Source organism: Roseomonas sp. KE2513 (assembly GCF_016107305.1).
Taxonomy (GTDB): Bacteria; Pseudomonadota; Alphaproteobacteria; order Acetobacterales; family Acetobacteraceae; genus Roseomonas.
Genome location: NZ_RCVR01000009.1, coordinates 148427 through 163650, shown reverse-complemented (window position 1 = coordinate 163650; position 15224 = coordinate 148427). Strand labels below are relative to the sequence as shown.

The 15224-nt window shown below is 68.4% G+C and carries 12 protein-coding genes; 5 read left to right on the top strand and 7 right to left on the bottom strand.

Annotation, left to right across the window (positions count from 1 at the left end; all coding sequences use genetic code 11):
- Positions 1 to 20: 20 nt before the first annotated feature.
- Entirely contained in the window at positions 21 to 740 is a 720-nt protein-coding gene (locus D9599_RS11705) for a haloacid dehalogenase type II (RefSeq protein ID WP_198381413.1), read from the top strand.
- Here the strand turns inward: D9599_RS11705 and D9599_RS11700 are convergent.
- Complete coding sequence (locus D9599_RS11700; protein ID WP_198381412.1) at positions 737 to 1249, bottom strand: hypothetical protein; 513 nt, start codon at positions 1247 to 1249, stop codon at positions 737 to 739. The genes D9599_RS11705 and D9599_RS11700 overlap by 4 nt on opposite strands.
- Positions 1250 to 1540: 291 nt before the next feature.
- Between D9599_RS11700 and D9599_RS11695 the strand changes: the two genes are divergently transcribed.
- Positions 1541 to 2773: a YeeE/YedE family protein gene (locus D9599_RS11695; protein ID WP_198381411.1), complete on the top strand. Its 1233-nt coding sequence runs from the start codon at positions 1541 to 1543 to the stop codon at positions 2771 to 2773.
- Positions 2774 to 3090: 317 nt separating this feature from the next.
- On the opposite strand, the gene D9599_RS11690 is transcribed toward D9599_RS11695, so the two are convergent.
- Complete coding sequence (locus D9599_RS11690; RefSeq protein ID WP_198381410.1) at positions 3091 to 3801, bottom strand: methyltransferase domain-containing protein; 711 nt, start codon at positions 3799 to 3801, stop codon at positions 3091 to 3093.
- A gap of 96 nt (positions 3802 to 3897) precedes the next feature.
- On the opposite strand from D9599_RS11690, the gene D9599_RS11685 reads away from it, so the two are divergent.
- Positions 3898 to 4686, top strand: a complete 789-nt coding sequence (locus tag D9599_RS11685; protein WP_198381409.1) for an enoyl-CoA hydratase — start codon at positions 3898 to 3900, stop codon at positions 4684 to 4686.
- A gap of 11 nt (positions 4687 to 4697) precedes the next feature.
- Here D9599_RS11685 and D9599_RS11680 read toward each other — a convergent pair whose 3' ends face one another.
- Complete coding sequence (locus D9599_RS11680) at positions 4698 to 5654, bottom strand: tripartite tricarboxylate transporter substrate binding protein (protein WP_198381408.1); 957 nt, start codon at positions 5652 to 5654, stop codon at positions 4698 to 4700.
- 107 nt (positions 5655 to 5761) lie between these two features.
- On the opposite strand from D9599_RS11680, the gene guaD reads away from it, so the two are divergent.
- Positions 5762 to 7126 carry a guanine deaminase gene (gene guaD / locus D9599_RS11675; protein ID WP_198381407.1) on the top strand — a complete coding sequence of 455 codons (1365 nt, stop codon included), beginning with the start codon at positions 5762 to 5764 and terminating at the stop codon, positions 7124 to 7126.
- Positions 7127 to 7366: 240 nt separating this feature from the next.
- Positions 7367 to 8596 carry a M20/M25/M40 family metallo-hydrolase gene (locus D9599_RS11670; protein ID WP_198381406.1) on the top strand — a complete coding sequence of 410 codons (1230 nt, stop codon included), beginning with the start codon at positions 7367 to 7369 and terminating at the stop codon, positions 8594 to 8596.
- A gap of 113 nt (positions 8597 to 8709) precedes the next feature.
- Here the strand turns inward: D9599_RS11670 and D9599_RS11665 are convergent, their stop codons facing one another.
- The 4 genes from D9599_RS11665 to pckA all read right to left on the bottom strand — a co-directional run bounded on the left by D9599_RS11665 (position 8710) and on the right by pckA (position 15008).
- Positions 8710 to 11220 (bottom strand): hypothetical protein, encoded by a 2511-nt coding sequence (locus D9599_RS11665; RefSeq protein WP_198381405.1) that lies wholly within the window; start codon positions 11218 to 11220, stop codon positions 8710 to 8712.
- A gap of 83 nt (positions 11221 to 11303) precedes the next feature.
- Positions 11304 to 12194, bottom strand: a complete 891-nt coding sequence (locus D9599_RS11660) for an aldo/keto reductase (protein WP_198381404.1) — start codon at positions 12192 to 12194, stop codon at positions 11304 to 11306.
- An 8-nt stretch (positions 12195 to 12202) separates the two neighbouring features.
- Entirely contained in the window at positions 12203 to 12931 is a 729-nt protein-coding gene (locus D9599_RS11655) for a glycosyltransferase (RefSeq protein WP_198381403.1), read from the bottom strand.
- 472 nt (positions 12932 to 13403) lie between these two features.
- Entirely contained in the window at positions 13404 to 15008 is a 1605-nt protein-coding gene (pckA, locus tag D9599_RS11650; RefSeq protein ID WP_198381402.1) for a phosphoenolpyruvate carboxykinase (ATP), read from the bottom strand.
- Positions 15009 to 15224: the final 216 nt, after the last annotated feature.

Below are 15224 nucleotides of genomic sequence, written 5' to 3'. Positions count from 1 at the left end.
CTGAACTCCTGGAGAACCCCATGGCCCTGGACGGCGTGCGCGCCCTTGTTTTCGACGTGTTCGGCACGGTGGTGGACTGGCGGAGCGGCGTTGCGCGGGAGGCGGCGCCTTTCCTCGCGCGCCACGGCGCCGCGGCTGATCCGGCCGCCTTTGCCGACGCTTGGCGACGACGCTACCAGCCGGCCATGGAGGCGGTGCGGAGCGGCGTCCGGCCCTTCACGCGGCTCGACACCCTGCACCGGGAGAACCTTGAGGCGGTGCTGCCCGAATTCGGCATCGACCCCGCGCGGGTGGAGCCGGCCGAGCTGGACGCGCTGAACCTTGCCTGGCACCGGCTGGACCCCTGGCCGGATTCGGTGGCCGGGCTGGCCCGGCTGCGGGACCGCTACATCATCGCGCCGCTCTCCAACGGCAACATCGTTCTCATGATCGACATGGCCAAGCGCGCCGGCCTGCCCTGGGACGCGATCCTCGGGGCAGAGGTGGTGCGGGCCTACAAGCCGGCGCCGGAGGCCTATCTGCGCACGGCGAAGGTGCTGGCGATGCAGCCGGAGGAGGTGTGTCTCGTCGCCGCGCATAACGACGATCTGGCGGCAGCGCGGCGTTGCGGGCTGCGCACCGCCTTCGTGCCGCGCCCGACCGAGCATGGGCCGAGGCAGGCAAAGGACCTCGCGCCCGCACAGGACTGGGACTTGGTGGCGGAGAACTTCGGCGACCTGGCGACCCGCCTGGGGCTTTAGGAGGGCGCGGAGGCCGCCGCCGCCTGGCGCAGCTTCTCGAGCGATTGCAGCGCGCCGCGTGCGGACTCCACGGCCTGCGGCGCCTCGACGTGCTGCGGTCCGAGTTCGGAGAAGCGGGAGCGCATGTCGCGCATGGTCTGGTCATATTCGGCGTTGCCGTTGAAGCCGCGGGGCGCGCGCTGGGCGATCTGCCAGCTCTCCCGCACCTTCTGCATGAGGTGGATCATTTCGGGCGAGGTGGCGCCGGGCTGGGTGGAGCGGCCGCCGCCGCTCTCGGCGCGCGAGATCTCCTGGCGGAGGTCCCCGATGCCGCGGTCGAGCATGCTGAGATAGGTCTGCATGTCCGGGGCCTGCGGCGTGGGCGTCACCGGATTCGCGTCGCGCGCCGAGGGGGTGACCGCAGCGGGCGGCGTGCCGGCGGTGCCGGCCTGGGCCCGGGCTTCCGTCGCGGCGAAGGGGACGAGGCCGAGCGCCAGGGCAGTTGCGAGAAGGCGGGGGGTAGCGCGCATCGGAGGCCTCCGTGATCGGGTCCGTTCCGAACGCCCGGTCCGTGGCCGCAGTTTCGTTTTGCGGAACGCGGAGCCGGGAGCCGTTCGCGGCACTGTCGCGACACCAACGGCCATGCTCTGCACGAGGGGTCGGGGCAGCCCTGCCAGTTCTTCAGGGCGACCTTCGGCGAGGAGCAACCGTGGAATGCGGGGAATGCATCCTTTTGTGCCGTGAAATGACGAAGGCTCTCTCCCAAATCTACCTCAACAGGGCGCGCCACCCTTCCCGTTGCCGCGCCGGGAGATTTCGCCATGTCCGCTTCCACCTTCGTCGAGGCACCGCCGCTGCCGCGCCCGCCGGGCGTCCAGGCCACCGCCGCCATGGGGGCGGGCGCGCTGCTACTGGCCGGTGCGGCGCTGTTGGCGCAGGGGATCGGCCCCCGGCAGGCAGCGCTCTACCTGCTGGGCGCGATGCTCGGGCTCGTGCTCTACCACGCCTCCTTCGGCTTCACCTCCGCCTGGCGGGTCTTCATTGCGGATGGGCGCGGCGCGGGGCTGCGGGCGCAGATGCTGATGCTGGCGATCGCGGTGCTGCTGTTTTTCCCCGTGCTTGCCTCGGGCACCCTCCTTGGGCAGCCGGTGCAGGGGCTGGTGGCGCCTGTCGGCGTTTCCGTCGTCTTCGGCGCCTTCATCTTTGGCATCGGTATGCAGCTCGGCGGCGGCTGCGCCTCGGGAACGCTCTATACGGCCGGCGGCGGCTCGGTGCGGATGGTACTGACGCTGCTCGCCTTCGTCGTCGGCTCCACCTTCGGGGCGGCGCATCTGCACTGGTGGGCCTCGCTGCCGCATCTGGCGCCGATCTCCGTCATCACCGTCTGGGGCGTCGGGCCGGCGATCCTCGTGAACCTCGTGCTCTTCGCGCTCATTGCCGGCGTTACGGTTGTGGTGGAGCGGCGGCGGCACGGGCGGCTGGTGCCGGGCACGCCCGCGGTTCGTTCAGGCCTGCCGCGGCTGCTGCGCGGGCCCTGGCCGATGGTGGCGGGCGCCGTGGCGCTGGCGGTGCTCAACTTCGCGACTCTCGCCCTCGCCGGGCGCCCCTGGGGTATCACCTCGGCCTTCGCGCTCTGGGGCTCCAAGGCCGCGATGGCCCTGGGCATCGACGCGGCGAGCTGGCCCTTCTGGTCGAGCCCGGCCCAGGCGGCGGCGCTGCACGGCAGCGTGCTGGCCGACGTCACCTCGGTGATGGATTTCGGCATTATCGTAGGGGCGCTGCTGGCGGCTGCCCTGGCCGGGCGCTACGCACCGAAGTTCCGCATTCCCCTCCGCTCCGCACTCGCCGCGGTGGTGGGCGGGATCATGCTCGGCTACGGCTCGCGCCTGGCCTATGGCTGCAACATCGGCGCCTATTTCTCCGGCATCGCCTCGGGCAGCCTGCACGGCTGGGCCTGGATGGCGGCAGCCTTCGTGGGCAACGTGCTCGGGACGGGGCTGCGGCCGCTCTTCGGGATGGAAGTGGAGCGGGTGCCGCGCCAGACAGGGTGCTGATGGGTCTGGCCGCGCCGATTGATTATCGGGCTGTCCGATTTGTCTGGCTCTGGTGACGCCAGAGAGGGCTCTGCCCTCTCCGGCACCTCACCCGCCAAGGGCCTGAGGCCCTTGGATCCCCTCTGGCTTCGCGGATGCGGTGATCGAGAGCCGGTTCCCTCTTGGTGCCCTTCCTGCGCGTGCAGTCGCCTCGGGACAGCGACCCGAGGCGCACCGGCCGCAAGGCATTCCCAACTGGAAGAAAAAGACGATGGTAAGGGGTCCGGGGAGAGGAAGAATTCCTTCTTCCTCTCCCCGGGGTCACCAGCCCCGTCCCCTCAATCAAAGCGCTCCGCCACCAGCAGCACGTTGGGCAGCGGCGTGCCGGCCCAGCAGGGCGAAACCGTGCTGCGGAATCCCGCCCCTTCCAGCCGTGCGGCGACCTCGGCCACCGGCATCGGCCGCACGGCCGCGCCGTCCTGCCGGATGGCCCGCCCGGCACGCTCCATCGCCATTCCCAGCGCGCTGCGCCAGCCGCGGTCGGGATCGAAGAGGCGCAGCACGACACGCCGTCGCGCGGCCGCCATCCGGTCCAGCAGCGGTCCCTGGGCGGCCTCCGGCAGCTGGTAGAGCACGTCCACCATCAGCGCCGTGTCGCAATCCGGCACCGCCGCCACGGTTAGGTCCGCCCGTTCGAAGGCCGCCGCGAGCCGGGCCGAGGCGGCCCGCGCCTCCGCCACCTTTGCTTCCTCGTAATCGAGGCCTGTCACGCGGGAGGCGGCGCCGGAAAGAAGCAGGGCCAGCGCGAGCTGCCCCCGCCCGCAGCCGAGATCCGCTACATGCCCGAGCCCACCCGCGCGCCGCGCCAAGGCAAGGATCGCCGCGGTCGAGGGATCGCGCCGGAGCTTCGAACCCACATAGCCCCGGGTGAAGCGGGAGGCCCCGGCATAGCGGGCCGAGACCGCCTCGATCAGCCGGCTGTCCGGTGGGGGATGATCAGCGCCGTCCTGCATGGGCCGGAGATTGCCGGGCGCGGGCGCGGGCGGCAACGACACCCGTGCCGGGATGGCGCGACAACGCGCCCCCACCCTTTCCCCGCCGGCCTCCTGCGGGCACCCTCCTCTGCGACACGCGCGGAGGACCCCATGGCCGAGAACGAACTCATTCACGAACTGCGCGAGGGCGGCATCCTCGTCACCACCCTCAACCGCCCCCAGGCGATGAATGCCTTCACCTTCGAGATGTACGAGGGCTTGGCCGCCAAGGCTGCCGAGATCGGCCATGACCCGGTGGTCAAGGCCTGGATCATCACCGGCGCGGGCCCGAAGGCCTTTGCCGCCGGCACCGACATCTCCCAGTTCACCAGCTTCACCACGGCCCAGCACGCGCTGGACTACGAGGAGCGGATCGGCGGCGTCCTCTCGGCCATCGAGGACTGCCCCAAGCCCACCATCGCCGCCATCAACGGCGCCTGCACGGGCGGCGGCGCGGGGGTGGCGGGGGTCTGCGACCTCCGTATCGCCTCCGCCAACATGCGCTTCGGGGTGCCGATCGCGCGCACGCTGGGCAACACGCTCTCGCTCGGCAACTACGCGCGCTTCTCGGCGCTCCTCGGCCCGGGACGGCTGCTGGAACTCATCTTCACCGCCCGGCTGGTGGAGGCGGAGGAGGCGAGGACGCTCGGCCTTGTCACCGAGGTCCTGCCGGACCAGGCCGCGCTGCTCGAGCGTGCGGAGGCGCTCGCCCGCACCATCGCCGGCCACGCCCCGCTCACGCTCCAAGCCGCCAAGACGACGCTCAAGCGCCTGCGCGAGAACGCGGTGCGCGGCGCCAACGCGGACGACATGGTGGCGCTGACCTTCACCAGCGCCGACTTCAAGGAAGGCGTCGCCGCCTTCCTCGAGCGCCGCAAGCCCGTCTGGACGGGGAAGTAGTGCGGAGGCGCCTACTCCGCCTTCAGGTCCAGCTCCCGCGCCTTGCGGCCCCAGAAGGCGTATTCCTCCTTTACGGCCTGGGCGAACTCCTTGCGCGGCTGGGGCGAGAGCTCCAGCCCGTCGCGCTCCAGGCTGCGGGCGAAGCGGGGATCGCGGATGGCGCGGTCCACCGCCGCCTCCAGCCGGTCCAACTCGGCGTCCGGGGTGCCGGCGGGCGCGAAGATGCCGTGCCAGCCGAGGATGACGATGCCGGGCAGGCCTGCCTCGGCCAGGGTCGGGATCTCCGGCATGGAGGGCAGCCGCCGCTCGCCCGTCACCGCGATCGGCCGCAGCCGCCCGTCCCGCGCCAGCGGAATGGCGGGGGAGGGGGAGGAGAAGTTCATCGTCACCCGCCCCGCCACCACGTCCTGCAGCGCCGGCGCCGTGCCGCGATAGGAGATGTGCTCCATCGGCACCCCCGCCGCCTCGGAGAAGAGCAGCCCGGCGAGATGGTTGTTCGATCCCACCCCGGCCGAGGAATAGGTGAAGCCCGCGTTGGGCTTCTTCCCCGCCGCGATCAGCTCCTGCAGGTTGTTCGCGGGCACGCGCGGGTCGATCACCAGCAGGTACTGGTAGGAACTCACCTTCGCCACCGGCACGAGGGCGGTGGAGAGGTCCGTCCGGTCGTTGCGCTGCAGGTGCGGGTTCACCACGATGTTGGTCGAGACCGCGAAGAGAAGCGTCAGCCCGTCCGGCCTCGCGCGCGTGACGGAAACGGCGCCGACATGCCCGGCCGCGCCGCCGCGGTTGTCGATGACCACGTTCTGCCCCGTCTGCTCGATGAGCATCGGCAGCAGCTCGCGCGCCACGATGTCCGTGCCGCCGCCCGCCGCATAGGGCACGACGAGGGTGATGGTCCTCCCCTGGGCGGCGGCCCGGCCGATCAGCGCGGGCGCGGCGAGGAGTGGCAGGATATGGCGGCGTTGCATGGCGGTTTCCGTCCTGGTCTGCCCTCAAAGGGCCACGGGCGCGGTGCCGCCGCAACCGTCTCTCACCCGATCGTGCAACCGAGCCGCGCCATCCGCCGGCGCGCCGCATGAACGGCCCCGCCCTCGCTCTTCGCGGCCCCGCCTTCGCCTTTCGCCACAACCCCTTCGAGGGCGACCCGGACGGCGCCCTGATCCACTGGCCGGACGCGCTGGTGGTGATGCGGGACGGCCGGATCGCCGCCATCGGCGACCACGCCGCCGAGCGCCCGCGCCACCCCGGCGACATGCCCGTGCATCACTACCCCGACGGCATCATCGGCCCCGGCTTCGTGGACACGCATGTCCACTACCCCCAGCTCGAGATGACCGGCGCCTATGGGGAGACGCTGCTCGACTGGCTCGCCCGTTACACCTACCCGACCGAGGCCGGCTTCGCCGATCCCGCCCATTGCGCGCGCATCGCCGCCCTTTTCCTACAAGCGCTGCTGCGCGCCGGCACCACCACCGCCGCCGTCTACTGCACGGTGCACGAGCACTCGGCCGACGCCCTCTTCGCCGCGGCCGACCGCCTGGGCCTGCGCCTCGTCGCGGGCAAGGTGCTAATGGACCGCAACGCGCCGCCCGAGCTCCGTGACGGCGAGGACCACGGCATTCCCGCCACGCGCCGCCTGATCGGGCGCTGGCACGGCCGTGGGCGGCTGCTCTATGCCATCACGCCCCGCTTCGCTCCGGCCTGCACCGATGCCGCGCTGGAGGCGGCGGGCAGGCTCTGGCACGAGAATCCCGGCACCTACGTGCAGACCCATCTCTGCGAAACCGAGGACGAGATCGCCTGGGTGCGGGAACTCTTCCCTGCCGCCTCGTCCTATCTCGACGTCTACGCCCGCGCCGGCCTTGCCGGGCCCCGCGCCGTGATGGGCCACGCCGTGCACGTCACCGAGGGCGACCTCTCCGCCCTGCGCGGCACCGGCTGCGGCGTTGCCCATTGCCCCAGCTCCAACCTCTTCCTCGGCAGCGGGCTGTTCCGGCTGCACGACGCGGCGGCGGCCGGGGTGCGCGTTGGGTTGGGCAGCGATGTCGGCGCGGGCACGGGCCTGTCCACCCTCCGCACCCTCGGCGACGCCTACAAGGTCGCGCGGCTTCGTGGCGCCCGACTGCACCCCGCACAAGCCTTTTGGTTGGCCACCCAGGGCGGTGCCGCGGCCCTTCGGCTGGAGGACCGGATCGGCAACCTGGCCCCCGGCCTGGAAGCGGACTTGGTTGTGCTCGACCCGCGCGCGACGCCGGAACTCGCGCTGCGCACCGGGCGCTCCCCGGACCTGGCGGATACGCTCTTCGCCCTCACCGCTCTCGGTGACGAACGGGCTGTGCGGGCGACCTACGTCGCCGGGCGCCTCGCGCATGATCGCGACGGTGCTGGTGGCCCCGGAGAGGGCGCTGCCCTCTCCGGACCTCTCCCGCCAAGGGCCTGAGGCCCTTGGATCCCCATCTGGCTTCGCGGATGCGGTGATCGGGGGTTGGTTCTTTCCCTGTGCCCTTCCTGTGTGTGCAGTCGCCTCGGACCCATGACCCGAGGCGCACCGGCCGCAGGGCATTTCAAACCTGAAGAAAAAGATGATGGTGAGGGGGCCGGGGAGAGGAAGAATTCCTTCTTCCTCTCCCCAGCGTCACCAGCGCCGCCCCCAGGCTGGACAACCCGGATCGCGCGTCGCATGGGCGGGGATGATATGCCGGAGGGTCTGATGGTCGAGCAGGTGATGGGAAGTGCCGTGTATCGGGAGGCGCTGCGGCATCTCTCGGCCGGGCACGAGCGGTTCGTTGAGGAGATCATCCGGCTGACAGAGATTCCGGCCCCTTTCTTCGGCGAGGAGGAGCGCGGGCGGGCCTATCTCGAGATGCTGCGCGAGGCGAGTCTCGAGGACTGCGAGATGGACGCCGAGGGAAATGTGATGGGCTTGCGGCGGGGGCTCGGAAACGGGTCGCTCATCGTCGTGGCCGCGCATCTGGACACGGTATTTCCCGCCGGCACGGATCTTAGGGTGCGGCGGGAGGGCACGCGGCTCTACGCGCCGGGCGTGGGTGACGACACGCGCAGCCTCGCGATGAACCTCGCCTTCCTGCGCGCGATGGATGCGGCGGGGGTGCGGACGAAGCATGACATCCTGTTCGTCGGAAATGTTGGCGAGGAGGGGCTGGGCGACCTGCGCGGCGTGCGGTTCCTGTTCACCAAGGGGCGTTATGCGGGGCGGATCGCAGCCTTCATCTCGGTCGAGGGGCCGATGGGGATGGGAACGATCGTCTCGGGCGCGACGGGCTCGCTGAGGTATCGCGTGACCTTCCGCGGCCCTGGTGGGCACAGCTTCATGGATTTCGGTGTCGTCAGCCCCTCCTTCGCGCTTGCGGAAACGATGGCGGGGCTGTCGCGCATCGAGGTGCCGGCGGAGCCGCGGACGACCTTCAGCGCGAGCGTGATCGGGGGCGGGACCTCCGTGAACTCCATTCCCAATGAGGTGTGGGTGGAGGTGGACCTGCGCTCGGATTCCGCGGAGGAGCTGACGCGGATCGACCGGGCCTTCAAGGAGGTGGTGCAGCGCTCGGTAGAGGCGGAGAACGCCGCGCGGAGCACCGCCAAGGGCGCCGTGACGGTGGAGCTGAAGAAGATCGGCGACCGGCCGGCGGGGGCCATCGACCGGAGCAGCGAGCTGGTGGCGAATGCGACGGCGGCGGCGAAGGCGCTGGGCTTCTCGCCGAAGGTGGTCGCGAGTTCCACGGATGCGAGCATCCCGATCTCGCTCGGCATCCCTGGGATCGCCGTGAGCGCGGGCGCGGGCGCCGGGGCGCATACGCTGGATGAGTGGGTGGACGTGGAGCCGGCGCAGACGCTGCACGACATGCAGCTTGCCTTCGCGACGCTGCTGCAGACGGCTGGAATGGAGGTTTAGCGGCAGACCCGGTGGACGAAGAACGGCGCGTCAGCCCCGGTTGGGCGCGTTCTTCGGCCCGGCGCGATGGCGCGCCGAGGATCTCCTCCGGCGGCGCGCCGGTCCGGCTGTGTTCACGGGCGCACCGCTAGGCGGCATGTCCCGGCGGCATCATCGCCGAACCAGACGTTGCCTTCCTGCAGGAGTCTGAAGGCGACGGTCATCTCCTCGCCGCGCGATTGCACGGCAGCGAGGTCGAGCGCTGCAAGCGGGACGGTGAACTGTGCGCTTGAACCTGGGCGCAACTCGGCACTCACGCCAAGGCGGAAGGATTGGCCGGTCGGTACGATATTTCCCGAGCCGTCCAGAAGGTGAGCGCCGACGGTGATCGGGGCAGGGCCCGCGCCTATGAACCAGATGAAGGAGGAGGCGTTGGTGACCGTGAGCGTCACCGAAGTAGCGGGGATGTCGGCCATGGCAACAGGTGCGACCGCACAGCTGACGCTTCCCTTCAGATCGGCCGAAGGGGTTACATTTGCCCATCCGTTACCGCGGGTCAGGACAGCCTCATCGGTGAAAACCGCGGGATGAGCGCTGCGCGTCAGCGTCAGGGGCAACGCTGCCGTATGGCCCTGAAGGGTTGCAGCCAGCGCCGGCATATCGATGGAGGCTGGTGGCGCGACCCAGTTGGACAGGTTCTTGTCCAGCACCACCAGTGCGTCGGCGCGGCGGAAGCGCTCGTCCATGATGATCCGGTATCCGGGCGACGGCAGCCGCCAATAGGCCAAGCGCGCGGTGTCGTTCTCGATTTCCGGCTCGCCGAGCATGGCGACCAGGTCATGGCGAAGTATCGCGTATTCGGGGTCCTTGATGACCAGACGGTCCACGACGAACCCGGCGAAGCCGACGCGCCGGGCCTCCTCAACGATTGCGGAGAGAGGCCTCTCGGCAAGCCGCATGTGCCAGAGATCCACCGCGCTGTTCTTCGACGCGCCGTTGCTCCAGCGAAGCGCGTGCGAGTGGAGGTAGAGGCGAAGCTGAGCGAAGGAGCCCCAGCCATAATAACGATTGTCCGTCAGGTATTGAGAGAACGGGTACTGGTAGATCATGGCGCCGGGGCCGGCCTGCTGCTCGATCTGCCCGACGACCTCGCGCTCGGCCAGGAATCTGGCCCGCGTTTCAGGGCTGTATTTCAGGGAATCGCCAGGTACTTCATCGAAGAGGCCGAGAAGGGCGATCACGACGATGGCGGCGGTGAACACGGCCCGCCACCGCGGCGACAGATGGCGGCGCAGGCGGGTAGCGGCATAGGCACCTCCGATCAGGAGGATGATGATCAGGTAGAGCGGGAAACGGTCGTAGGCGCGAATGGCGGGGTAAAGCATCGCTACAAGGGTGCCGAGTCCGCCTGACGTGCAGGTCAGGAGAACAAAAGCGGCGGCCGAGGCGAAGGCGCCGATAACAAGCACGGTTTCCGGTGCCATGGATACCGGCATGCGCCGCCGTGGCACCAGCAGCCAGAGCAGGCTGCCGAACAGCAGGAGCGAGGCCAACAGGCCCAGCGACACGGCGGGGGTGCCGATGCGGTATTTCCGCGCGTCATCGCTGCTGTCGATCAGGGTTTTACCAAGCCGCCCCAGGGCCGGAATGCGATGGTTGGGATTGGGCGCGACGAGCAGTTTGAGGCTGGGGCTGTAGACCTCCGCCTCGAAAGGCCGCTTGACCAGGGAGGGATCGATCACCCCGTTGGGGTAGAACTCCTCGTGGTTGGCATCCTGATAACGCTGTAGCGGGGCCATCAATGTCGTGGCCGCCACCAGGATGGTGGCGCACAGAACGACGCCGGTGACGATGGTGACGAGGCGGGATCCAGTCCCGCCGATCATGTTAACGGCGATGGCGTAGCCGAGCAGCAGCAGTGTGAAGAAGGCGTAATAACCATCGGAAACGGCCGTTAGCGCAATAATCAGCACGGCAGTCAGGAACCGGCGGGAGAGCAGTGCCGGCCATATCCGCTTGGTGCCCTGGGCGGCCGGCGCGCGATCGAAGCGGCCGAGCATCAGCCACATCACCGGGATGACCGAGAGCGGAATCATGAAGTAGTTCGCCAGGAAGGCATAGAACAGGAGATTGATGCGGATGTTCACGAAGGCGAACAGCAGTCCGACGAGGACGGCCAGTATGCGCGCGACGCCGAAGGCCCGGCTGGCAAGATAGCCGGACAATCCGATAAGACTGAAGTTAATGAGGTAGTAGACCTGCTGCACACGAACGGCATCGTCGATGAACCGCATGAGCCCGAGCATAAGAACGGAGTGCAGGGCGCTGGTCTGCGCGGCCATGTGGTAGGACCAGTTCGCCGTTCCCGGCGCACCGAGAAAGACGTTCTGTAGAATCCAGCCGTTGTCCTTCAGTGCCTTGGTCAGCACGTACTGCCAGATTTCGTCCGCCATCCAGTAAACGAGCGGCACGGAGAGATCGAGCCGCCAGAGCTGCAGGAAATAGAAGGAGGCGAGCAGGGGCAGGAGCATTGCCGCCAGCGGATACATCGCTTGCCGCATGCGGCTCGGCGTCTTGTCCGAAGACGGCAGGACTGCCTTGGCAGCCGGAATCCGGGAAGGAGCGGTGTTTGGGTGATCTGCCATGGAGGGCCCGGATCCTTTGGGCACCGGCATTCTTAGGTGCCGGCGATGTTCAGCAGCCTGCGCCGCCCGGGTGGCTGCCGAAATTACGCGGCAAAGGCTCGCTCAAGGCGCTCCCTGACGGACGCATCTTCCCTGATCCGGTCGAGCCGTCCCAGGAAGTTCATGCTCTCGGTTAGCTGTTCCGTCCGGCTCGGGCCGAGCAGGACGCCGGAGATCCGTGGGTTCAGGCCTGCATAGGCAAGGGCGAGCTCATTGAAGGTTGTGGGAAGGAGTTGGATGCCTTTCCAGGATTGCAGCATGGCCTCAAACCGCGAGAGGTCGCTTCCGGCTGCGGTGTCGCGGACATAGGCCGAGTTGTTCTCCTGATACACCGTACCGAGCTTGAGGCCCCCGGCGTTCAGCCCATAGGCGAGAAAGCGCCCTCGGTCATGGAGGGCTTCGTAATGCGCCAGCGCATGGCTCGACAGGACGTTGTGCTTGACCTGCACCCAGCATCCCCAGCCAAGTTCGCCAAGCGCCTCGGCGTAAAGATGGGGGTGCCGGATGCCCGAAAGACCGATTCCATATCCCGCAGCTGCTGCCTGCCGCAGCACCTCCACGCTGCCCTCGATTTCCGCGAGATTATCTCGTTCATCCCAATGGATAGAGAACACCCCGAGGGACGTGCCGAAACGATCGCGCGCTGCATCCAGCCGCGCCCTCAATCCTGCTGGACTGAGATCACAGGCATTGGACCCGTCGTTCAGAAGTGCCCCAACCTTGACGATGACCTGGCCGTCGGCACCACGGCTCGTGAACCAATCCGCGAGCCAGTGCTCTGCCAAGCCGAAATGGTCGGGATTCCCGTCGATCGGGTAATTGGACGCCGTGTCGAACCAGCGGCCGCCTATCGCGTGGAACGTGTCGGCCAAGGCGAAGGCTTGGTCCCGCCCAACCGTCCATCCCCACATCGCCGTGCCGAGAACGGGCGTCATTCCATGCATCATCTGGCAATCGGTTCGATATGCCGGCCTCGCAGCTTCTTCATTGCCTTGAGATACTCGGCGGTCAGCTTGCCGACACGGACGCGCGAGTCCGGGTCATCGGTCCAGTGGACCGGAAGTTCGTGCAGCTTCAGGCCCAGGCGCTGGCCCACCAGCAGAAGCTCCGTCGCAAAGAACCAGCCGTCGCTCTCGGCCCCGTTGGCCAGCAGCGCCGGAAGATGAGCGCGTCGAAGGAACTTGAAGCCGCACATGCCGTCCGAGAACCGAGCACCGACGTAGATTTTGAGAATGGCGTTGAAGACCCGGGAGATGACCTCGCGCTTCAACGTCCGGCCTACAACCTTGGCGCCGCGTGCGAGTCGGCTGCCATAGACGATGTCGGCACCATTCGACAGTTCTGTGAACGCTTCCGGAAGGTGCTTCAGGTCCGTGGCCAAGTCGAGGTCGATGTAGCCAACGAAGTCGGCCGTGGATTCCGTCCACGCCCTCTTCAGTGCGCGGCCCACGCCGCGCTCCTCCAGGCGGATGTATCCGATGCCCGGTGAGGTCGCGACGAGCTGGCGGGCGATCTCCTGTGTCCGGTCCGTGGAGCCGTTGTCCGCAATGACCAGGCGGGCCTCGTTCCAAGGAGCGGGTAGCGTGCGAAGGAATTCCTGCGTCATGCCGACGTTTTGTGACAGGGTCTTCTCTTCGTTCAGGACGGGAATGACGATGTCAACGGACGGCATAAATCGGCATCCTTGATCTGGCACGGCACAGCAGGGGGGCAGAGTGGCCAGGTTGGCGAGACTTCGGCCCCGAGTTAGGATTCCACACTGGCGGGGTGCATGGCCTGCGGCCCAGGCTCCCACGATGACGCCGCGACCGGGGCTTGGTCGACTGACCCCTCCCGCCGGTTGGGAATGTCAGCCATGGACGATGGAAGCCCAACCGAATGTCATTTCTGCCGTGAAGCTCTGGGCGATCTTCTAGACTACAGTGTCACCCTCACGGAAGTGGCATAGCACCAGTTGCTCGACTTCCGGACGCAATTGGGTCGTGGCGGGGGCGTGCGGCATCCGTGCGATGCGGCCGTCGCGACCATCCGAGACGGTGCCGTGAACTCCGTCCGGGGTGTGGGCCTGGACCTTCATCCGGCTGCCGCGGAAGCAGGTCATGGGAGGACACTGGGGAAGGCGCAGCCTTCCCCAGTGCAGTGGCTCAGGCCGCGGCCTTGATCGCGGCCTTCTTCACGTCCTCACTGACGGCGCCGGCGAAGGTCTCGAAATTCGCCTCGAAGCGGGACTGCAGGTCCTTCGCCGTCTTGTCGTAGGCGGCCTTGTCGGACCAGCTCTCGCGCGGGTTCAGCACCTCGGCGGGAACGCCCGGCAGGGCCTTGGGGATCGACAGGCCGAAGAAGGGCTCCTGCACGAACTCCACCTTGGCGAGGCTGCCGTCGAGCGCCGCGCGGAGAAGGGCGCGGGTGTGCTTGATGGACATGCGGCTTCCGGTGCCGTAGGCGCCGCCGGTCCAGCCGGTGTTCACCAGCCAGACCTGGGCGCCGTCGCGCTCGATCAGCTCGGCGAGCATCTTGCCGTAGACCTCGGGGTGGCGCGGCAGGAAGGGGGCGCCGAAGCAGGTGGAGAAGGTGGCCTGCGGCTCCTTGCCGAGGCCCTTCTCCGTGCCCGCCACCTTCGCGGTGTAGCCGGACATGAAGTGGTACATCGCCTGGGCGGGGGTGAGCTTGGAGATGGGCGGCAGCACGCCGAAGGCGTCGGCGGTCAGCATCACCACGTTCTTCGGCAGGCCGGCCATGCCGCCCTGGACCGTGTTCGGGATGAACTCGATCGGGTAGCAGGAGCGGGTGTTCTCGGTGAGCGAGCCGTTCTCGAGGTCGAGGTTGCCGCGCTCGTCGCCGACGACGTTCTCGAGCACCGCGCCGAAGCGGTGGGAGGCGTCCCAGATCTGCGGCTCGGCCTCGCGCGAGAGCTTGATGACCTTGGCGTAGCAGCCGCCCTCGAAGTTGAAGACGCCCGTCTTCGTCCAGCCGTGCTCGTCGTCGCCGATGAGGGCGCGCTCGGGGTCGGAGGAGAGGGTGGTCTTGCCGGTGCCCGACAGGCCGAAGAACAGGGCGGTGTCGCCGTCCTTGCCGACATTGGCCGAGCAGTGCATCGGCAGCACGCCCTTGGCCGGCAGGATCCAGTTCATCACCGTGAAGATGCTCTTCTTGATCTCACCGGCATAGGAGCTGCCGGCGACCGCGATGATCTTCTTGGCGAAGGAGAGGGCGATCAGCGTGGTGGAGTTGGGGCGGCCGCCGTGCTCGGGCTTGGCCTCCATCTCGGGCGCGTGGAGGATGACGTAGTCGGGCTCGAAGCCCTCCAGCTCCTCCACCGGCGGGCGGATGAACATGTTGCGCGCGAACAGGGCGTGCCAGGCGTTCGGCGTAACGAGGCGGACCTTGATGCGGTGCTCCGGGTCGGCGCCGGCATAGAGGTCCTGGGTGAAGAGCTCGGGCTGGGCGGCGAGGTAGCCGCGGACATCGGTGGTGAAGGCCTCGAACTTCGCGGGGTCGAGCTTCTGGTTCACCTTGCCCCACCAGATCTCCTTCGTGACCTCGGGGTCGTCGGCGACGAACTTGTCCTGGACGGAGCGGCCGGTGTGCTGGCCGGTGATCGCCATGAAGGCGCCGTCAGCGGAGAGGCGGCCCTCGTTCCGGCGCAGGGCGTGAGTGGTCAGGCCGGGGGCGGTGAGGTTGGCGTGGAGGGTGGCGGGCGCGGACACGCCGGTGCCGGACAGGGCTCGGGCGTTGCGGGGATCGGTCATAGTAGGCGTTTGCCTCCGGCTGGCAGGTCCGCTGGGGGTCACGGACGAGATCGGGTCTGGCCGGGGTGTCCCCGAAACCATGGGCCAAAATACGGCGGATTCGCCACTGGAGCAAAATAACCGCACAGTTACTTCGAGCGATAAGCCAATGTTAATTTTGTGCACTGCGGCATCTTGTTCCGGATGGCGGATAAGTCTGGCGGCGCTCCCATCCGG